The sequence below is a fragment of the Brevundimonas sp. TWP1-3 genome, from assembly GCF_049896085.1.
GTDB lineage: Bacteria > Pseudomonadota > Alphaproteobacteria > Caulobacterales > Caulobacteraceae > Brevundimonas.
Genome location: NZ_JAFCTP010000002.1, coordinates 768,797 through 789,314, shown reverse-complemented (window position 1 = coordinate 789,314; position 20,518 = coordinate 768,797). Strand labels below are relative to the sequence as shown.

The following is a 20,518-nucleotide window of genomic DNA, read 5'->3' as shown; positions in this document are numbered from 1 at the left end:
TAGCCCGCTACCGCCCTGCTGACTGACACATTCCAGAGATCGATAGACCCATGTCCATCCTCGTCAACAAAGACACCAAGATCATCGTCCAGGGGCTGACCGGCAAGACCGGCGGCTTCCACACCGAACAGGCCCTGGCCTATCATGGCACCCAGATGGTCGCGGGCGTGCACCCGACCAAGGGCGGGACCAACTGGACCGGCTCGCACGGCGAAACCCTGCCGATCTACGCCTCGGTCGCCGAAGCCCGCGACGCCACGGGCGCCGACGCCTCGGTGATCTACGTCCCGCCGTCGGGCGCGGCCGCCGCCATCATCGAAGCCATCGACGCCGAGATCCCCTTCATCACCTGCATCACCGAAGGCATCCCGGTGATGGACATGGTCAACGTCAAGCGCCGCCTGGAAGGCTCCAAGTCGCGCCTGCTGGGTCCGAACTGCCCCGGCATCCTGACGCCGGACGAGTGCAAGATCGGCATCATGCCGGGCAATATCTTTAAGAAGGGCTCGGTCGGCATCGTGTCGCGTTCGGGCACCCTGACCTATGAAGCCGTGTTCCAGACGACGAACGAAGGCCTGGGCCAGACCACGGCCGTCGGCATCGGCGGCGACCCGGTCAAGGGCACCGAGTTCATCGACGTGCTGGAGCTGTTTTTGGCCGATCCGGAAACCACCTCGATCATCATGATCGGTGAAATCGGCGGCGGCGCCGAAGAAGAGGCCGCCCAGTTCCTGATCGACGAAGCCAAGAAGGGCCGCAAGAAGCCGATGGCCGGCTTCATCGCCGGACGGACCGCGCCCAAGGGCCGCACCATGGGCCACGCCGGCGCCGTCGTCTCGGGCGGCAAGGGCGATGCGGAATCCAAGATCGCGGCGATGGAAGCCGCCGGCATCCGCATGTCGGAATCGCCCGCGCGCCTGGGCAAGACCCTGGTGGAAGTGCTGAAGGGTTAAGAAGCCAAGGCGGCGTCGGCGTTCTCCCTCCCCCTGCGGGGGAGGGTGGCCGAGCCGAAGGCGAGGACGGGTGGGGACGGCAAGGCGACGTCCCACGGATTTGTTCTGGATTGGACAGGTGCGTCACTGCCGGGCCGCCCCCACCCCGTCGCTCCGCGACGACCCTCCCCGAACGGGGAGGGAGAGGTGTCAGCCTCGTTTCGCGCATCAAAAATGCCGGTTACGGCTGGAATGGACGCCCGCGGCTCAGGCCGGGGGCGTTTTTCTTTGCGCCTGCGACCAATTTCTCACCGAATTGCCCCGTTTCGGTCATGACCCATAAGGAAACGACGCCTATATGACGGGCGCGCCCCTCACGGAGATGTGTCCGTCGGGGCCCAGGGATTGCGAAACGATGGCGGACGATGCCGGTCGGCTGAACCAGGTCTTTGCCGAGACCTCATTCCTCTACGGGTCCAATGCGGCCTATGTGGAGGAGCTGCAGGAGAAGTGGGCGAAAGACCCCGGCTCCGTCTCGGCGGAATGGAAAGCCTTCTTCGACCAACTGCGCGACAACGCCGCGCTGGTGACCGCCTCGGCGGGAGCGGGAAGCTGGGGCCGGGGCGTGGCGACCGAGCCCACCGAGGAGACCGGCGTCTTCGACGGCCGCTGGCCGGCTCCCAAGCCCGATCCCAAGAAGCCCGGCGCCGCGCCGGCCGCTCCGGCCGCCAAGGCTGCGCCCGCCGACGTCTCGGCCGACGTCATCCGCGCCGCCGCCCATGATTCCATCCGCGCCCTGATGCTGATCCGCAGCTATCGCGTGCGCGGCCACCTGCAGGCCAAGCTGGACCCGCTGGGCATCGAACAGCCGGTCGAGAACCCGGAACTGACGCCGGAATTCTACGGTTTCAGCGGCGCAGATCTGGACCGTCCGATCTTCCTGGACGGCGTGCTGGGCCTTCAGACCGGCACGATCCGCGAAGTTCTGGACATCCTGAAGCGCACCTATTGCGGCACGGTCGGCATCCAGTTCATGCATATCGCCGAGCCGGAAGAGAAATCCTGGCTGCAGCAGCGGTTCGAGGGGCCTGACAAGTTCGAGCAGAACGCCTTCTCCAAGGAAGGCAAGCTGGCCATCCTGTCCAAGCTGGTCGAGGCCGAGGGCTTCGAACGCTTCCTGCACAAGCGCTTCCCCGGCACCAAGCGGTTCGGCCTGGACGGCGGCGAGGCCATGGTCCCCGCGCTGGAGCAGGTCATCAAGCGCGGCGGTTCGCTGGGAGTCGATGAGGTCGTGCTGGGCATGGCCCACCGCGGCCGCCTGAACGTGCTCGCCGCCGTGATGGGCAAGCCCTACAAGGTCATCTTCCACGAGTTCCAGGGCGGTTCGGCCGTACCGAGCGACATCGAGGGCTCGGGCGACGTCAAATATCATATGGGCGCCAGTTCGAACCGCGAGTTCGACGGCAACCACGTCCACCTGTCTCTGACCGCCAACCCGTCGCACCTTGAGATCGTCAACCCGGTCGTCCTGGGCAAGGCGCGCGCCAAACAGGCGTTCGACATCCGCGAGGCCAACGAAGGCGTGCCGGAAGGCCAGTGGGCCCTGGACCGCTCCAAGGTCGTGCCCCTGCTGATCCACGGCGACGCCGCCTTCGCCGGCCAGGGCGTGGTCGCCGAATGCTTCGCCCTGATGGGGCTGAAGGGTTACCGCACCGGCGGCACGCTTCACTTCGTCATCAACAACCAGATCGGCTTCACCACCAGCCCGCGCAACTCGCGCTCGTCGCCCTATCCGTCGGACGTGGCCCTGATGGTTCAGGCCCCGATCTTCCACGTCAACGGCGACGACCCCGAAGCGGTCGTCTTCGCCTCCAAGGTGGCTACCGAATACCGCCAGAAGTTCCACAAGGACGTGGTGGTGGACATGTTCTGCTACCGCCGCTTCGGCCACAACGAAGGCGACGATCCCACCTTCACCCAGCCGCTGATGTATTCGAAGATCCGCGCCCAGCCCTCGACCCGCGAACTGTATTCGCAGCGTCTGGTGGCCGAAGGCGTGATCACCCAGGCCGACGTGGACGCCGAGGTCGAGCGGTTCGAGAAATTCCTCGACGAGCAGTTCGAGGCCGGCAAGACCTGGTCCGCCGAGAAGGCCGACTGGCTGGACGGACAATGGCAGGGCTTCCAGGCGCCCAAGGACGAGCTGCGCGGCGACACGGCCGTGCCCTTGGCCAAGCTGACCGACCTGGGTCACCGCCTGACCACCATCCCGAACAGCGTCGACATGCACAAGACGCTGAAACGCGTCATCGACGGTCGCCGTGAAGCCATCACCTCGGGCCAGGGTCTGGACTGGGCCACGGCCGAGAGCCTGGCCTTCGCCAGCCTTGTCGACGAAGGTTTCCCGATCCGTCTGTCGGGTCAGGATTCGGTGCGCGGCACCTTCTCGCAACGTCACTCGGGCATCATCGATCAGACGACCGAAGAACGCTACATCCCGCTGAACAACCTGCGCGAAGGCCAGGCCAATTTCGAGGTGATCGACTCTGCCCTGTCGGAAGAGGCGGTGCTGGGCTTCGAGTACGGCTATTCGCTGGCCGACCCCAATACGCTGGTCCTGTGGGAAGCTCAGTTCGGCGACTTCGTGAACGGCGCCCAGGTGGTGATCGACCAGTTCATCTCTTCGGGCGAACGCAAGTGGCTGCGGATGAGCGGCCTGACCATGCTGCTGCCGCACGGCTATGAGGGCCAGGGACCGGAACACTCCTCGGCCCGTCTGGAGCGCTTCCTCCAGCAGTGCGCCGAAGACAATATGCAGGTCGCCAACTGCACCACCCCGGCCAACTATTTCCACATCCTGCGTCGCCAGATGCACCGGCCGTTCCGCAAGCCGCTGATCCTGATGACGCCCAAGTCGCTGCTGCGTCACAAGAAGGCGGTCTCGTCCATGGCGGACCTGGCGGAGGGCTCGGCCTTCCACCGCGTCCTGCACGACGACGCCCAGACGCGGCCCGAGATCGCCGGCATCACGATCAAGGCGGACAAGGACATCCGCCGCGTCATCCTGTGCTCGGGCAAGGTCTATTACGACCTGCTGGACGCGCGCGAGAAGAAGGCCAAGGACGGCCAGGCCGTGGACGACGTCTATATCCTGCGTCTGGAACAGTTCTATCCGTGGCCGATCCAGTCCCTGCGCAAGGAACTGGCCCGCTTCCCGAAGGCCGAGGTGGTCTGGTGCCAGGAAGAGCCGAAGAACATGGGCGGTTGGACCTTCGTGGATCCGTGGCTGGAGCTGACGCTCGACAAGCTGGACGTCGCCTCCAAGCGCGCCCGCTACGTCGGCCGTCCCGGTTCCGCCTCGACCGCCGCCGGTTTGATGAGCCGGCACCTGAAGGAACTCGACGCCTTCACGACCGAAGCCTTCGCCTGATACACGTATAAAAAGACCGACCTAGAGACGAGCTGGACCTGACATGGCCGACATCCTGACCCCCGCCCTCGGTGAATCCGTCACCGAAGCCACCATCGCGAAGTGGACCAAGAAGGTCGGTGATCCGGTCAAGAAGGACGAACTGCTGGTCGAGCTGGAGACCGACAAGGTCTCGCTGGAAGTCGTATCGCCCGCCGAGGGCGTGCTGGGCGACATCAAGGCGGCCGAGGGCGACAACGTCGTTCCCGGCACGATCCTGGGTTCGGTGACCGAGGGCGCGTCCGCCGCCGCTCCTGCCCCCGCTCAAGCTGCCAAGGCCGCACCGGCCGCCAAGGCTGAGACCAAGTCGGCCCCCGCTGCTGCGGCTCCGGCCGCCGCCGCCATCGACATCATGGTGCCGGTCATGGGCGAGAGCGTCGCCGAAGGTTCGGTGGGCAAGTGGCTCAAGAAGTCCGGCGATGCGGTCAAGAAGGACGAACTGCTGGTCGAGATCGAGACGGACAAGGTCGCGGTCGAGGTGTCGGCCCCGGCTGACGGCGTACTGACCATCGCCGCCGACGAAGGCGCGACCGTCACCCCGAACCAGAAGATCGGCTCGATCTCGGGTTCCGGCTCGGCCGCCGCTGCACCGGCTGCGGCTCCGGCGCCTGCCGCCGCCGCCGCCGCCGCGGCCAACACCGGCTCGGCCCAGGTTTCGGGCGCCAAGAACGAAACCCTGTCGCCCGCCGTCCAGCGCGTCGTTGGCGAGAACAATCTGGACCCCAAGGCCATCACCGCCACCGGGCCCAAGGGCAACATCACCAAGGCCGACGCCATCGCCGCCATCGGCCAGGCTGCTGCTCCGGCCGCCGCCGCTGCGCCTGCCGCCCCCCGCGCCGACCAGCCGCGCGAAGAGCGGGTGAAGATGACGCGCCTGCGTCAGACCATCGCCCGCCGCCTGAAGGAATCGCAGAACACGGCCGCCCAGCTGACCACCTTCAACGAGGTGGATATGACCAACGTCATGGCCCTGCGCGCCCAGTACAAGGACGTGTTCGAGAAGCGCCACGGCGTGAAGCTGGGCTTCATGTCCTTCTTCACCAAGGCCGTCGTCGCGGCCCTGCACGAGATCCCGGCCGTCAACGCCGAGATCGACGGCACGGACATCATCTACAAGAACCACTATGACATCGGCGTCGCCGTCGGCACCGACAAGGGTCTGGTGGTTCCGGTCCTGCGCGACGCCGACACCCTGACCCTCGCCGGCATCGAAAAAGGCATCGGCGCCTTGGGCAAGGCCGCTCGCGACGGCGACCTGACCATGGATCAGATGCAGGGCGGCACCTTCACCATCACCAACGGCGGCACCTATGGGTCGCTGATGTCCACGCCGATCCTGAACGCGCCTCAGTCGGGCATCCTGGGCATGCACAACATCGTCCAGCGCCCGATGGCCATCAATGGCGAGGTCAAGATCCGCCCGATGATGTATCTGGCCCTCAGCTACGATCACCGCATCGTGGACGGCAAGGAAGCCGTGACCTTCCTGGTCCGGGTCAAGGAACTGCTGGAAGATCCGGCGCGGGCCTTGCTCGACCTGTAAAGACCCTGAAAGGCGGCGACGATCTCGCCGCCTTTTTCTTTGACGCGAGGTTCGCCGATGCTGACCCTGTATACGTCGTCTGGCTCGTGCAGCCGCGCCAGCCACATTGCGCTGGAGGAGTCCGGCCTGGACTTCGAGGTCCGGCTGCTCGACTTCTCGAAGTCCGAACAACGCGAGCCGGACTATCTGGCGATCAATCCCAAGGGCCGCGTGCCGGCCCTGGCGACCGATCAGGGCGTGCTGACCGAAAGCCCGGCCATCCTGGCCCATATCGCCGCGCTCGCGCCTGAGGGCCTGTTGGTGCCGACCGATCCCTTCGCCTTTGCGCGGATGCAGGCCTTCAACCTCTATCTGGCCACCACCATCCACGTGGCCCACGCCCATGGACGGCGGGCTTCGCGCTGGAGCGATGACGCCGCCGCCCAGGCGACCATGGCCGCCAAGGTGACGCAGAACATGCGCGACGGCTTCGCCCTGATCGAAGACGATCTGACCGGCGATTGGGTCATGGGCGACGCCTATACGGTCGCGGACCCCTATCTGTTCACCTTCGCAGGCTGGCTGGAAACCGACGGCGTCGATATCGCCGAGTTCCCCAGGGCCCAGGCCCATTTCGAACGGATGCAGGCCCGCCCCGCCGTCCAACGCGCCCTGGCCGCCAAGGCCTAGCGCGCGGTGTGGGATACCATCGGTTGTGTCTATTTTGCGCCGGTCGTTAACGATCCAGATCGCCGCGCATTTTCCGCGATTACAACGGCCGAAAATGGTGCCTTATTCCTGCCATGGAGTGGGCGGCACGCGCGATAGGGGTATTTTACGTCTTGGGCGGACTGATGCTTTTGTATCAGGCTTGGCTCAATTGGCGTCTTCAACGGGCCTTGTCCGGCCTGATTTCCGTTCCCACGGCCGAACAGGTCGCTGACGGGGTGATCGCCCTGGGCGGGGTGCTGGTCCTGGCGTCCGGCGCGGCGCTGGCGGCGCTCAGCGCCTGGGCCGTCGTCGCCTTCCTGGCGGGATGGGCGATCCAGGCCGCCTATCTGCTTTGGGCCAGCCGTTCCGATCTGAACGATCCGGCCGCCTCCGGCCGTCGGCGTTCGGTCCACGCCTTTGCGGGCTATACCGCCGCCACCGGCCTGGTGCTGTGGCTGCCGGTCGCGGGCGTGCTGGGCTGATCAGCCGAACTCGGCTTCCAGGTCCGCCAAGCGCGCGGCCTGATCCTCGGCGATCAGGGCGTTCAGCAGGGGGTCGATGTCGCCTTCCATGATCTGAGGCAGGCTGTGCAGGGTCAGGTTGATGCGGTGATCGCTGACCCGGCCTTGCGGATAGTTGTAGGTGCGGATCCGCTCCGACCGGTCGCCCGACCCGACCTGGGACTTGCGCGTATCGGACCGGGCCAGGTCCTTGGCCTGGCGCTGCATGTCGTACAGGCGCACGCGCAGGTTCTTCATCGCCTTGTCGCGGTTGACGTGCTGGGACTTCTCCGATGAGGTCACCATGATGCCGGTGGGCAGGTGGGTGATGCGCACGGCGGAATCGGTGGTGTTGACGTGCTGGCCGCCCGAGCCGGAGGCGCGGAAGGTGTCGATGCGGATGTCCTTGTCGTGGATTTCGATCTCGACGTCCTCGACCTCCGGCAGGACCGCCACGGTCGCCGCCGAGGTATGGATGCGCCCCTGCGACTCGGTCGTCGGCACCCGCTGCACCCGGTGGACGCCGCTCTCGAACTTCAGCCGGCCGAACACGCCGTCGCCGGTGACGGTGGCGATGATTTCCTTGTAGCCGCCGGCGTCGCCCTCGGTCGCCGAGTCCAGCTCGACCCGCCAGCCGCGCGTGGAGGCGTATCGCGAATACATGCGGAACAGGTCGCCCGCGAACAGGGCCGCCTCGTCGCCGCCGGTGCCCGCGCGCACTTCCAGCACGGCCGAGGCGTTCTCGTCGGCGTCGCGCGGCGCCAGCAGCAGGGCGACCTCGCGCTCCAGATCCGGCAGGCGCTCGCCCAGCGTCCGCAGCTCGTCCTGCGCCATCGCCGCCATTTCGGGATCGGCCGTCATGGCTTCCAGGTCCGCCATTTCGGCGCGGGCGCGGGCCAGCCCCTGAACCGCGTCGGCGACCGGCTTCAGCTCGGCATGTTCCTTGGACAGGCGCACGATCTCGACGCCGTCGGTCGCCGCGCTCATTCGCGCCTCCACCTCATGGAAGCGGTCGAGCACTTGATCGAGACGGGCCTGGGGCAGTCGCAAGGCGGAAATATCCTGAGGAAAAGCGAAGGGCCGTCCTTACCCGCCGGGCGCGGTCGTGTCGATTGCAACCCGCGGCGAGCGCCGGGCGCCGCCCTTGTGATCGACGATGACGCCAGGGTCACGATGGCGTCAGGGCGGTTACGAAGAGGGATGCAACCGTTTAGCTGGCGCCCAGCACCCTGAATAGGCAACCGTGAGGAGGACGCATGTTCGACCACCCGCCCCCGTCTGGACCCGATAGGGCTCAACCCGAAACCGATCCTTTTGACGGCAGCGTCGAACGCCTTTGTCGCCTGTACGACACCCGCCTGGTCGAGACCGGCGGAGAGCTCTCACCTGAAGACGCCCGGGAGCTGAACGCCATGGCCGCCATCTACGACCTGGACACCGACCGTCCCTCGACCGAGGTCTGGCGCGACCTGCGCGCCGTCGTCACCCGCCAGGCGCCGCTGGACGCCGCGTCGCCGACCGACGCCGAGGCCTTGACCCTGCTGGTGGTCGAGGACGATCCCGACGCCGCCGCCTCCTTGACCGAACTGCTGACCGAGGCGGGCCACAGCGTCGTCGGCCCCTTCCACGACGCGGCGGCGGCCGAGGCGGCGGCGGCGCTCCACAGCATCGACGCAGCCCTGCTGGACATCAATCTGTCGGGCGAGATGACCGGCGTCGAACTGGCCCAGGTGCTGACCGGGCGTTGGGACGTGCGGGTCATCTTCATCTCCGGCGACGTCGCCGCCGCCGCCCGAAACGCCGACATGGCCGAGGCCCTGGTGCTGAAACCCTACAACGGCGCCCAGATCCTGGAGGCCGTGGCCCGTCTGGGCCGCTCGGGCTGAGATCGTCCGCACCGGCGAACGGCGTCTTGCGTCCGGCCTCCGGGCGGGCGATCACGGACCATGCTGTCGAACCGGTCTCGCTACGCCCTGCGCGCCATGGTCCATCTGGCGGGTCTTCCCGGTGGCGGACCCGCGACCATCGCCGAGATCGCCGATGCGGCGGCGGCCCCGCGCAAGTTTCTGGAGGCCATTCTGCTGGACCTGCGCCGTCAGCATCTGTTGGTGTCGAAACGCGGCAGAGCGGGCGGCTATGCGCTCGCGGCGCCCGCCGACGCCATCAGCTTCGCCGACGTGATCCGGGCGCTGGAAGGGCCGCTGGCTCTCGCGCCTTGCGCCTCTCGCACCGCCTATGGCCCGTGCGAGACCTGCCCGGATGTCGAGACCTGTCCGCTTCAACCCGTGCTTCAGGACGGTCGCGACGCCATCGCGGCCGTGTTCGAGGCAAGAACCCTTCTGCAAGCCGCCGCCAGTTCTTCTCCTATTGACCGACTAGGGAAATAAACCGCACCGTTCGTCCGCGTTTCAGGGGCCGCCCATGCAAGACTTCCTTCTGTTCCTCCTCGTCGGTTTCCTGGCCCAGGTCGTGGATGGGGCGCTGGGCATGGCCTACGGCGTCATCTCTTCGACCGTGCTGCTGTCGTTCGGCGTGCCGCCCGCGACGGCGTCGGCCAGCGTCCACGCGGCCGAGGTCTTCACCACGGCGGCCTCGGCCGGGTCGCACACGGTCAACAAGAATGTGAACTGGAAGCTGTTCGTGCCCCTGGCCCTGGGCGGCGTCGTGGGGGGCGGCCTGGGGGCCTTCGTCCTGACCAGCATCGACGGTGATCTGCTGAAGCCCTGGATCACCACCTATCTGGCTGTCATGGGCGTCGTGATCATCTGGCGCGCCACGCGTCAGACGCGCGAACGGATCTTCCCGCGCAAATTCGCCGGACCTCTGGGCCTGGTCGGCGGCTTCTTCGACGCCATCGGCGGCGGCGGCTGGGGGCCCACCGTCACCACCACCCTGGTGGGAACGGGTCAGGATCCCCGCTTGTCCATCGGCACCACCAACACGGCCGAGTTCTTCGTCACCTCGGCCATTTCGGCGACCTTCCTCGCCGCCTTGCTGACCGGCCACTGGCAGGAGGCCGAGGGCATATCGAGCCATGCGATGGCGGTGCTTGGCCTGATCCTCGGCGGCCTGATTGCGGCGCCTTTCGCCGGGATCGTCGCCCGCATCGCCCCGCGCCGGGTGCTGACCTACGGCGTCGGCGCCGTGGTGCTTCTGTCTGCCGGCTATCAGGCGTTGCGGCTGTTCAAGATCATCTGAAACGAAAAGCGGCGGCGGGTTCGCACCCGCCGCCGCTTCATTGTCATGAGCCGGTGTCGGACTATTGGTCGCCGGCGGCGCCCGTCGTCGGGGCCGGCGTGCGAGCCGCAGCGGCTTCTTCAGCCGGGGTTCGCAGGGTCACGACCAGTGGATTGGGCTTGAGGTCGTTCATGGCGCCGGATGTCGCGTCGATGGCCCCGCCGATGATGCCGCCGATCAGGAGGTTGCCCGCCATGGCCGTGCCGCCGGCGCCGGAGACGCTGCTGGTGATCTCATGGGTCTGGGCGACATAGCCGTCCTTGGCCACGGTGATGCGGAAGCCGTCCTTGCGCGGCATGCGGAAGGTGCAGGGCGTCGCCTGGCATTCGAAGCCATTGGACGTGCTGACCTGGGCGCCCGGAGGCGTGCTCTCGACCGTGAACTGCTGGCTGGAGCCACGCGTCACGGTGGCGCAGGCAGGCAGCGACAGCGCCACGCCGGCAAGCGCGAGCAGACGCACGCCAAGGCATGCGGAAGTTCTGGAAATCATAGGCCCCTCAGTGGATTATGGGCCGGCCCCCCGGCCGAACCTGACGCAGGGGTCGCACGGCGGACGAACTCCGTCAATCACGGGTCTGTGAAATGTGTCAGATTTTCACAACCGGAGGAGGTCGGCCTATTCCGCCGCCTGAAGCTCCGCCGCCCTCGCGGCGTCCAGTTCGGCGGCCTTCTGTTCGACCAGGTCGACGATGTGGTCGATCATGCCGTCGTTGGCCTGTTTGTGGGCGATCTTGCCGTTGAGATAGATCATGCCCGCGCCCTTGCCGCCGCCGGTGAAGCCGATGTCGGTATAGAGGGCCTCGCCCGGTCCGTTCACGACGCAGCCGATCACCGACAGGCTCATCGGCGTCGAGATGTGGGCCAGCTTCTCTTCCAGCAGGGTCACGGTCTCGATGACGTTGAAGCCCTGACGCGCGCAGGACGGGCAGGCGATGATATTCACGCCCCGGTGACGCAGGCCCAGCGACTTCAGGATGTCGAAGCCGACCTTGATCTCCTCGACCGGATCGGCGGCCAGGGACACGCGGATGGTGTCGCCGATCCCGGCCCACAGCATATTGCCCATGCCGATGGCCGACTTGATCGTGCCGGTGCGCAGCGGCCCCGCCTCGGTCACGCCCAGGTGCAGCGGGCAGTCGATGGCTTCGGCCAGTTGCTGATAGGCGGCGACGGTCAGGAAGGGGTCGGACGCCTTCACCGAGATCTTGAACTCGTGGAAGTCGTGATCCTGCAGGATGCGGGCGTGGTTCAGCGCGCTCTCGACCATCGCATCAGGGCAGGGCTCGCCGTATTTCTCCAGCAGCTCCTTTTCCAGCGAGCCGGCGTTGACGCCGATCCGCATCGAACAGCCGTTGTCCTTGGCCGCCTGGATCACGTCGCGGACCCGGTCGGCCGAACCGATATTGCCCGGATTGATCCGCAGGCAGGCGGCGCCCGCCTCGGCCGCCTCGATGCCGCGCTTGTAGTGGAAATGGATGTCGGCGACCAAGGGGACCTTGGCCTCGCGGGCGATGGTCCTGAAGGCGGCGGTCGATTCCACGTCGGGGCAGGAGACGCGCACGATGTCGGCCCCGGCCTCTTCCAGCTGGCGGATCTGGTCGATCGTCGCCGCCGCATCGGTCGTCGGCGTATTGGTCATCGACTGGACGCTGATCGGGGCGTCGCCGCCCACGAGAACAGAGCCGACGCGGATCTGGCGGCTCTTGCGGCGCTCGATATGGCGCCAGGGTCGGACGTGCGTGTGATCGCTCATGGAAGCATCATATAGGCCGATGATGACGGCGGGACCACGGCCGACGACTCAGTTCGGCGTCGCAGGCGTTGGCGACGGGGCGGAGGCCTGCGTTTGGGCTCGGGCCTGCGCCGCCTGGGCCTCGACCTGCGCGCGCGCCTGGGTCGCCGCCAGCTGTTTGGCGGCCTGGTCGGCGCGGCTGTTCAACTGGGCCAGCGGCGTCAGCACGCCAGCCAGCGGCCCGCCATACTCTCCGTTCAGATAGAGGTCGAAGGCGGCTGGATCGGACACGTCCACCGTCGCCGCCACGCCGATCGGCGCCCGCCAGGCCTCGCCCGGCGCCATCTGACGCGCAAACAGGGCCTGCCCGTCGCCCAGCCGCACGACCAGGGCGCCGGCCGTCTTGGCCTGGATCACCACCATCGACGCGTTGGCCGGGGCGCCGTAGACGGCGCCGCGCGGGTTGAAGGCCTTCTGAACCGGCTCGGGATTGGCGGCAGCGGCGATGACGGCGGGATCGGTCGGATCGACGCCGGTCAGTTGGGCCTCAAGCCCGGGCGTGATGTAGAGCTGGGGCGTGGTCTGATCGGGCGGCGCCGCCATGGGTGCGCTGAGGGCCAGTTGCGGATCGGGATCGACCCCGCTGACCCAGGTCTTGGGCACGGCGGCGATGTCGGACGGGTGCGCCGCCTGGTGCAGACTGGCGCGCTGGAACACGTTCCAGCCAATGACGGCGACCACCACGGCGATGACGCCGGCGACGATGCGCGGCGAATGGCGTTTCACGTCCTCGAAGGCGATGCCGATGGGCGCCTTCAGCGGCACCGAGGTGTCGGGGCTTTCGCGCTTGAACCGCTCGACCGCCAGTTGCTCGTCAAGGAACAGGGCCGAGGAATAGGCCCGCACATAGCCCAGGGCGAAAACGCGCGAGGGCAGGGACGACCAGTCGTTCTGTTCCAGGGCGGTCAGAAAGCGGCGATGCACCTTGGTCTCGGCGGCCAGCTCGGCCAGGGATTTGCCCGACCGCTCGCGCGCATGACGCAGGCCCTCGCCCAGGCTCGCGGCGCCGGCGAACTCGGCCGTCGGATCCTGCCCGTCCGATATGGTCTTGATCGCGTCGGGGGCGGGCCCCGCATTCAGCGCCATTAGGCCTGACCCCATGTTCGGGAAACACTGCGCCCGAGCGCCGTCTATGTCGCCGGAGATAGACGATTGCGGGCCTGCCAGCAACGCCGCGCGTGGCCCGTCGCCGTCGCCGAAATCAGACCGCGACGTTCAGCTTGCGCGCCAGGGACTCTATCTCGTTGCGCACCGAGCCGGTGGACAGGTTCAGCAGATTGGCCATGCCGCGCCGCGCCGCGCTCAGGTCCGCCGACAGGATCATCCGCTTGACCGGCCCGACCCCGCCCGCCGGCGCCGACAGACGCGTGAACCCCAGGACGATCAGGGCGAAGGCCTCCAGCGGACGTCCGGCCAGTTCGCCGCAGATCGACACCGGCGTGCCCGTGTCGGCGCAGGCCTTCTGGATCGACTGAAGCGCGCGCAAGGTCGGCGGCGACAGGGGGTCGTAACGGTCCGAGACCAGCGGATTGGTCCGGTCGGCGGCATACATGTACTGGAACAGGTCGTTGGTGCCGATGGAGACGAAATCCGTCAGCGGCAACAGGGCGTCCAGGTGCCACAGCAGCGACGGGCATTCGACCATGGCTCCGACACGCAGCAGGGCCGGCAAGGCGCGCCCGCGACGCTTGGCCCAGGCGCATTCGATATCGACCAGTTCGCGCGCGGCCCGGAACTCGTCCACCGTGGCGATCATCGGGAACATGACCCTCAGCTCGCGGCCAGCCCCCGCCGCCAGCAGCGCACGAAGTTGCATCCGCAACAGAGACGGCCGATCCAGGCCCAGGCGGATGGCGCGGCGGCCCAGGGCCGGGTTCTCTTCGCGCTCGGCCTCCAGATAGGGCAGGACCTTGTCGCCGCCGATGTCCAGGGTGCGGAAGGTGACGGGTTTGTCGCCCGCCGCGTCCAGCACCAGCTTGTACAGCGCCGTCTGGGCGTTCAGGCGGGGCAGTTCGTCCGAGACCATGAACTGGAACTCGGTGCGGAACAGGCCGATGCCCTCGGCGCCGGTCTCAGCCATGTTCTCCAGATCAACGGCGAGACCCGCATTGGTCAGGACCGTGATCCGCTGACCGTCCAGGGTGACGGCCGGCACGTCTCGCAGCTGGGCGAACTCGGCCTGGCGCTGTTCGCGCACGGCCATGCGCGACTGCACGGCCTCCAGCATGTCGGGGCGGGGCCGCAGATAGGTCTCGCCGGTCTCGCCGTCGGCGATGACCATGTCGCCTTCCGACAGCCGGTCGCGCAGGCCCATAAGGCGACCGACGCAAGGGATTTGCAGCGCGCGGGCTACGATGGCGGCGTGGCTGGCGGCCGAGCCTTCCTCCAGCAACAGGCCCTTCAGCTTGTCGCGCGGATATTCCAGCAGGTCGGCGGGGCCCAGGTTCCTCGCCACCAGTATGGCGTCGTCGGGCAGTTCGCGCTCGCCCGGCTTGTCGCCCGCCAGCACCCGCAACAGCCGGTTCGCCAGGTCCTCGAAGTCGTGCAGCCGCTCGCGGATATAAGGGTCGCGCGCCTGGGCGAAGCGGGCGCGGTGTTCATTACGCACCCGGTCCACCGCCGCCTCGGCCGTCAGGCCGTTGCGCACCGCCTCTTCCAGCGACCGGTTCCAGCCCCGGTCGTCGGCGAACATGCGATAGGTCTCCAGCACCTCGAACGAGGGACCGGCCAGGCCCTGGCCCTTGTCCAGCATGACGTCCAGGCCGGTCTTCAGCGTGGCGAGCGCCAGCTTCAGCCGCGCCTCCTCCATCGCCGGATCTTCGGACAGCAGCTTTTCAGGGGGCAGCGGCGCCTCGTGCAGCACCACATGGCCGAAGGCCAGGCCGTCCGAGAACTTCTGTCCCTTCAGCCGCTCGGGCCGGTGGGGCGCCAGCTCGACGTCGCGCAACTCGTCCAGGGCCAGCAGTTCGCCGGACGACACCGTCTCGGACAGGACCATGGCGATGGTCTGGATGTCCTCGACCTCTTCCTCGTCATAGCGCCGCTCGGTGCGGTTCTGGACGACCAGAACGCCGATGGCCCGGCCGCCGCGCAGCAGGGGGGCGCCCAGGAAGGCGTGATAGGGGTCTTCGCCCGTTTCCGGTCGATAGGAGAAGGACGGGTGCGACGGCGCGTCCGACAGGCTGATCGGCTGGGCCATCCGCGCCACCTCGCCCACCAGGCCCTCGCCGGGCCGCAGGCGGGTGTTGTGGACGGCGTCCGGGTTCAGGCCTTCGGTGGCGAACAACTCCAGCTCGCCCGAGGCGCGGCGCAGATAGATGGAGCAGACTTCGGCGACCATCGACCGGGCGATGATCCTGACCACCATGTTCAGGCGGTCCTGCGCCGGGGTCGCGCCTGCGCCGGCCCCGCCCAGAGCCTCGCGGATCTGGCGCAGGAGGATCCGAGGTCCCCTGGTCATCGCGCCGCCTGCCGGCATCATGTCTCCCGCGCCCTTTTCGTGGATATAGGCGCCCTGTTCAGATCACCTATACCGCGTCCAGGCCGTAAGCCGAATGCAGCGCCCGAACCGCCAGCTCCGCATAGGCGGCGTCGATCAGCACGCTGATCTTGATTTCCGACGTCGAGATGGCCTGGAACTTGACGCCCTTGTCGGCCAGGGCCCGGAACATCAGCTGGGCGACGCCCGCATGGCTGCGCATGCCGACGCCGACGACCGACACCTTGGCCACGTCCTCGTCGATGCGGATCTCCTCGAAGCCGAGTTGCGCCTGGCTGGCCGTCATCAGCTCGGCGGCGCGCACGGCGTCGCGGCGGCCCGTGGTGAAGGTCAGGTTGACGGTGCCGGCCGTGCGCGACTGGCTCTGCACGATCATGTCGACATTGACGTTGGCCTCGGCCAGCCGCGTGAAGACGTCGGCGGGCGCGTCCACGCGGTCGGACAGACCCAGCAGGGTGATGCGGGCCTCGTCACGGCTCATGGTCACACCGGACACGATACGTTTTTCCACGATCTCCTCCTCGTCGCAGATCAGGGTTCCACCCTTGTCGGGCATGACGCCATTTGCGTCGGGTTCAATAAAGCTAGACAGCACGCGCACCGGCACCTGTTTGGCCATGGCCAGCTCGACCGAGCGGGTCTGCAGCACCTTGGCGCCCAGTGACGCCATCTCCAGCATCTCTTCGTACGACACCTTGGCCAGGCGGCGCGCGCGGCTCTCGATGCGCGGGTCGGTCGTATAGACGCCGTCCACGTCGGTGTAGATGTCGCACGGCGCGCCCAGGGCGGCCGCCACGGCGACCGCCGAGGTGTCGGATCCGCCCCGGCCCAGGGTGGTGATCTTGCCGTCCGTCGTCACGCCCTGGAAACCGGGGACGATGGCGATCTCGCCCGAATCGACGGCGGCGCCCAGCTTCTCGCCGGGGATGTCGATGATACGGGCGCGGGCGTGGGCGTCGTCGGTGATGATCGGCACCTGCCAGCCCATCCACGACCGGGCGTTGAGGCCCATGTTGCGCAGGGTCAGGGCCAGCAAACCAGCGGTGACCTGCTCGCCTGAGGCGACCACCACGTCATATTCGTCGTCCGACAGGGGAAGGCCGGCAGCGGCCGGTCCGGCGCCGTCGGTCCAGGCGACCAGTTCGTTGGTCTTGCCCGCCATGGCGGAAACGACGACGGCGATCTTCTTGCCCGAGGCGGCCTCGGCAGCGACGATCCGCGCCGCGCGACGAATCCGTTCGAGATCACCCATCGAGGTGCCGCCGAACTTCATCACCAGTCGTGTGCTATCGGGCCGCGTCATCGTGGCGTTCCGCCCCCTGCTTGCGTGAAAGGGCGCGAAGGTTCATCCCTCGCGTCATGACCGCTTCTAGCGACGCCGCACCGTCTCGCCTACCCCGCGAAGGGCATGGTTTTTCGCAAAATTCGTCCGAAGGCGCATTCGGCGCATCGATCGACCCCGCCGACGTGGCCCGGTTCTCGGCCCAGGCGGCCGAATGGTGGGATGCGAAGGGGCCGTTCGCGCCTCTGCACCGGTTCAATCCGGCGCGTCTGGCCCTGATCCGCGATCAGCTTTGCACCCGGCTGGGCCGCGATCCTAAGGCGCGTGCGCCCTTCGAGGGCCTGACCCTGCTGGACGTCGGCTGCGGCGGCGGACTGATCGCCGAGCCGATGCGGCGGATGGGCTTTGAAGTTTCGGCCATCGACGCCTCGTCCGAGAACATCGGCACGGCGCGCGCCCATGCCGAGATGGTCGGCCTGGACATCGCCTATCGCGCCGCCACGGTGGAACAGATCGAGGCCGAGGGCGCGGGGCCGTTCGACGTGGTCCTGACCATGGAGGTGATCGAGCACGTCGCCGACCCTGAAGCCTTCGTGCGCGCCTGTTCGCGCCTGGTCCGGCCGGGCGGGGTGATGATGGTGGCCACCCTGAACCGCACGCTGAAATCCCTGGCCCTGGGCAAGGTGGCGGCGGAATACATCCTGCGCTGGGTGCCGGCGGGCACGCACGACTGGCGCCAGTTCCTGAAACCCGAAGAGATCCGGTCGATGCTGGCGGCCGAGCCGGTGACGGTCGAAGGGCCCTACGGTCTCAACTACGACCCGCTGCACGACCGCTGGAGTCAGACCGACGACGCGGGCATCAACTATATGATGGTCGCCACGCGAAGCTGACCCGGTCCTCTCCCTCCCCTTCATGGGGAGGGACGGCGAAGCGGAGCGGAGCCCGGGTGGGGCCGTAAGGACTTCGCGCTCGCCCTCTCCAGCTCCACCCTGATCGCTTCGCGATCGTCCCTCCCCATGAAGGGGAGGGAGAAAATCAGACCTTCTCGGCCCGTTTGCGCGTCCAGCTGTAGAGGGCGAACACCGCCGCCGCGAAGACGACGATCCCGGCCAGCATGGCGGGCCAGCCGGAGCCTTCCGGGATCATGGCGAAGGGCGCTTCGCTGTTCGTGCCGACGATGACGCTGGCGTAGAAGACGCCGAACAGGCTCTCGCCCACGATCAGGCCGGACGCCAGCAGCACGCCCATGCGGCGCGCCACGTCGGCGAACCGGGTCGTCTTGACCGCCTTGTCATAGACCCAGCCGACCACGGCGCCGATGACCAGCATGGTCGTCACGGCCGCCGGCAGATAAAAGCCGATGCCCACGGCCAGGGGCGGCAGCTTGATCTTGCCCTTGGTCGATTTGGACACGACAGCGTCCAGCACGATGATGACCACGCCGATCACGGCGCCCAGACCGATCAGGTCCCAGCGCAGGTCGCCGCCTATGACGCCGCGCGCCAGGGCCGAGATCAGGGTCGCCTGGGGGGCCGCCAGCGGCTCGTTGGCGATGCCGGGAGGGCCGCCCTCGAACCCGAAGGCGCCGTTCAACTTGTTCAGGATGAAGGGGATGACCAGGGCGCCGGCGATGACGCCGACGATCAGGGCCAACTGCTGGCGCCACGGCGTGGCATCGACCAGCTGGCCGGTCTTCAGGTCCTGAAGGTTGTCGTTGGCGATGACGGCGACCGCGAACACCACCGCCGTCACGATCAGGGCGAAGGCGATGATGGAGCCGTCGGCCGGCACGCCCGCGATCTTCATCACGCCCAGCATCAGCAGCGAGGCCACGATGATGGCCAGGATGCCAACGCCGGACACCGGGCTGTTCGAAGAGCCGATAAGCCCGGCCATGTATCCGCAGATGGCTGCCACCGCGAAACCGATCAGCACCACATAGACCAGGCCGCCGATGACCAGCAGGGGCGCGGAGGCCGCCAGCGTCGGCGAGGCCAGGGCGATCCAGGTCAGCAGACCGGCGATGGCGATCAGGGCCGCCACCGACACGGCGCCGACGATCTTGATCGGAATGTCCTGTTCGGTCCGTTCCAGCACCTCGCCGTGCGAACGCTTGGACTGGGCCGCCAAGGCCGAGGTCAGGCCGCCGATCAGCGGGCCGGCCAGCTTGATCAGGGTCCAGATCGCCGCCACGCCGATGACGCCGGCGCCCATGAAGCGGACCTCGCGGCTCCAGACCGTCATGGCCAGTTCCTCGGCCGGCGTTCCGGCGGGCAGGGTCGCGGCGATCGAGGGCAGACCGTGCGAGGTCAGCCAGGCGATGGTGTCGGGGCTGGTCAGGATCGGCACGGCGATGACCCAGGCCAGGATCAGACCGAACAGCTGGGCCAGGCCGACCGTCAGGCCGATCAGGTGCCCGGCGCCCAGCAGCGCAAACTGCATGCCGAAGCCGACGCCGGTGGCGCCACCGCCCAGGGCGGCCGGGAGCTTGAAGAACTTGGCCGCCTCGCCCGCGAAGACCCGGCCGGCGACCAGCAGGGCGTAACCCGACGACACCACGGCGCCGGCGACCACGGCCCACAGGCCGGACTTGTTCTCGCGCACGGCGCTTTCGGTCTGTTCGGCGCCGCGCGAGCCGACCTTCAGCACCTCGGCGGCGGCGACGCCTTCGGGGTAGGGCAGGCCGCCGTTGGTCACCAGGGCGCGTCGCAGCGGGATGGAGAAGGTCACCCCCAAGATGCCGCCGAAGATGCAGATCAGGGTCGATTCCCAGAACGGAAACTCCAGCCACCAGCCGATCATCACCAGGCCGGGCAGGACGAAGATGATCGAACTCATGGCGCCGCCGACCGAGGCGACGGTCTGGACGGTCATGTTCTCCCAAATGGTCGAGGTGCGGAAACCGCGCAGGATCGCCATCGAAATGACCGCCGCGGGAATGGCCGAGGCGAAGGTCAGGCCCACCTTCAGGCCCAGATAGGTGTTGGCGGCGGTGAAGACCACCGCCAGCAAAACGCCCAGCACCAGGGCGCGGAGGGTGAGTTCAAGCCGACCCTTGGGGGCGGCGGCAGCGTCTGTCATCGGCGAATTCCCACGTTCGCGCGGACGTAAGCGCATTATGTCGCAGGCGGCAACGGGTCTCAGGCGATCGCGATGTTCAGGACGCGGAGCTTGCGCCGTCGGAGCGCCGCCGACGCGATCTTCAGGCCGCGATAAAGCAGGGCCAGCACCAGGGCCGTCACCGCCCACGACAGCAGCACGTCCGACAGGAAATGGCCGCCGAAGACGATGCGGTTGGCCGACAGGCTGACGGCGTAGGCCAGGGCCAGCCCTCCCGCGACAGGCCGCCAGCGACGCGGCGCCAGCACCAGGGCGGCCGCCACCATCCAGGCCGCGCCCACCCCTCGCCCGAGATGAAGGAACAGTTGGACTGACAGGCCGTGCTGGGCAGCCAGGCGGCGGTGAAGAGCTCGTCGCCGCCGAAGACCCGCACGTCGATCGGCCGCGCCCGACCCCAGATGTCCTTGAACAGGCCGTTGACCACCAGTCCCGTCCCCAGGGCCAGACCCGC

16 protein-coding genes and 1 pseudogene are annotated in these 20,518 nt (G+C 67.8%); 9 read left to right on the top strand and 8 right to left on the bottom strand.

The genetic code is table 11. The features are described from left to right. Positions 1-50 precede the first annotated feature (50 nt). The 5 genes from sucD to ACP693_RS15735 all read left to right on the top strand — a co-directional run bounded on the left by sucD (position 51) and on the right by ACP693_RS15735 (position 7,116). Positions 51-953, top strand: coding sequence for a succinate--CoA ligase subunit alpha (sucD, locus tag ACP693_RS15755; RefSeq protein ID WP_426020623.1), 903 nt, complete (start codon positions 51-53; stop codon positions 951-953). A 394-nt stretch (positions 954-1,347) separates the two neighbouring features. Next, positions 1,348-4,362 carry a 2-oxoglutarate dehydrogenase E1 component gene (locus ACP693_RS15750; RefSeq protein WP_426020622.1) on the top strand — a complete coding sequence of 1,005 codons (3,015 nt, stop codon included), beginning with the start codon at positions 1,348-1,350 and terminating at the stop codon, positions 4,360-4,362. A gap of 43 nt (positions 4,363-4,405) precedes the next feature. Continuing rightward, positions 4,406-5,944 (top strand): 2-oxoglutarate dehydrogenase complex dihydrolipoyllysine-residue succinyltransferase, encoded by a 1,539-nt coding sequence (odhB, locus tag ACP693_RS15745; protein ID WP_426020621.1) that lies wholly within the window; start codon positions 4,406-4,408, stop codon positions 5,942-5,944. 57 nt (positions 5,945-6,001) lie between these two features. Further along, complete coding sequence (locus ACP693_RS15740) at positions 6,002-6,613, top strand: glutathione S-transferase family protein (protein ID WP_426020619.1); 612 nt, start codon at positions 6,002-6,004, stop codon at positions 6,611-6,613. A gap of 209 nt (positions 6,614-6,822) precedes the next feature. Continuing rightward, positions 6,823-7,116, top strand: a complete 294-nt coding sequence (locus ACP693_RS15735) for a hypothetical protein (RefSeq protein WP_426020618.1) — start codon at positions 6,823-6,825, stop codon at positions 7,114-7,116. Here ACP693_RS15735 and prfA read toward each other — a convergent pair whose 3' ends face one another. Next, positions 7,117-8,184, bottom strand: coding sequence for a peptide chain release factor 1 (gene prfA, locus ACP693_RS15730; RefSeq protein ID WP_135194440.1), 1,068 nt, complete (start codon positions 8,182-8,184; stop codon positions 7,117-7,119). Between the two features lie 206 nt (positions 8,185-8,390). On the opposite strand from prfA, the gene ACP693_RS15725 reads away from it, so the two are divergent. From ACP693_RS15725 to ACP693_RS15715, 3 genes are read left to right on the top strand one after another with little or no spacing between them, the layout of a single operon-like run. Further along, positions 8,391-9,020: a response regulator gene (locus ACP693_RS15725; protein ID WP_426020617.1), complete on the top strand. Its 630-nt coding sequence runs from the start codon at positions 8,391-8,393 to the stop codon at positions 9,018-9,020. A 60-nt stretch (positions 9,021-9,080) separates the two neighbouring features. Further along, entirely contained in the window at positions 9,081-9,521 is a 441-nt protein-coding gene (locus tag ACP693_RS15720; RefSeq protein ID WP_426020616.1) for an RrF2 family transcriptional regulator, read from the top strand. 34 nt (positions 9,522-9,555) lie between these two features. Next, positions 9,556-10,332, top strand: coding sequence for a sulfite exporter TauE/SafE family protein (locus ACP693_RS15715; protein WP_426020615.1), 777 nt, complete (start codon positions 9,556-9,558; stop codon positions 10,330-10,332). A gap of 61 nt (positions 10,333-10,393) precedes the next feature. Here ACP693_RS15715 and ACP693_RS15710 read toward each other — a convergent pair whose 3' ends face one another. From ACP693_RS15710 to ACP693_RS15690, 5 genes are all read right to left on the bottom strand, one after another. Continuing rightward, on the bottom strand, positions 10,394-10,831 hold the full coding sequence (locus ACP693_RS15710) for a translation initiation factor 2 (protein ID WP_426020614.1): 438 nt from the start codon (positions 10,829-10,831) through the stop codon (positions 10,394-10,396). A gap of 156 nt (positions 10,832-10,987) precedes the next feature. Continuing rightward, complete coding sequence (ispG, locus tag ACP693_RS15705) at positions 10,988-12,124, bottom strand: flavodoxin-dependent (E)-4-hydroxy-3-methylbut-2-enyl-diphosphate synthase (RefSeq protein WP_426020613.1); 1,137 nt, start codon at positions 12,122-12,124, stop codon at positions 10,988-10,990. A gap of 48 nt (positions 12,125-12,172) precedes the next feature. Then, positions 12,173-13,249 carry a helix-turn-helix domain-containing protein gene (locus ACP693_RS15700; RefSeq protein WP_426020612.1) on the bottom strand — a complete coding sequence of 359 codons (1,077 nt, stop codon included), beginning with the start codon at positions 13,247-13,249 and terminating at the stop codon, positions 12,173-12,175. Positions 13,250-13,364: 115 nt separating this feature from the next. Further along, positions 13,365-15,623, bottom strand: coding sequence for a phosphoenolpyruvate--protein phosphotransferase (gene ptsP / locus ACP693_RS15695; RefSeq protein ID WP_409719684.1), 2,259 nt, complete (start codon positions 15,621-15,623; stop codon positions 13,365-13,367). Positions 15,624-15,690: 67 nt separating this feature from the next. Further along, on the bottom strand, positions 15,691-16,965 hold the full coding sequence (locus tag ACP693_RS15690; protein ID WP_426020611.1) for an aspartate kinase: 1,275 nt from the start codon (positions 16,963-16,965) through the stop codon (positions 15,691-15,693). 56 nt (positions 16,966-17,021) lie between these two features. Here ACP693_RS15690 and ubiG point away from each other — a divergent pair, with 56 nt between their 5' ends. Continuing rightward, complete coding sequence (gene ubiG / locus ACP693_RS15685) at positions 17,022-17,837, top strand: bifunctional 2-polyprenyl-6-hydroxyphenol methylase/3-demethylubiquinol 3-O-methyltransferase UbiG (RefSeq protein WP_426020610.1); 816 nt, start codon at positions 17,022-17,024, stop codon at positions 17,835-17,837. Positions 17,838-17,982: 145 nt separating this feature from the next. Here the strand turns inward: ubiG and ACP693_RS15680 are convergent, their stop codons facing one another. Both ACP693_RS15680 and ACP693_RS15675 read right to left on the bottom strand, forming a co-directional pair. Next, on the bottom strand, positions 17,983-20,028 hold the full coding sequence (locus ACP693_RS15680) for an OPT family oligopeptide transporter (RefSeq protein WP_426020609.1): 2,046 nt from the start codon (positions 20,026-20,028) through the stop codon (positions 17,983-17,985). Positions 20,029-20,213: 185 nt separating this feature from the next. After that, a pseudogene (locus tag ACP693_RS15675) lies at positions 20,214-20,333 on the bottom strand (phosphatase PAP2 family protein); the annotation flags it as partial. Positions 20,334-20,518: the final 185 nt, after the last annotated feature.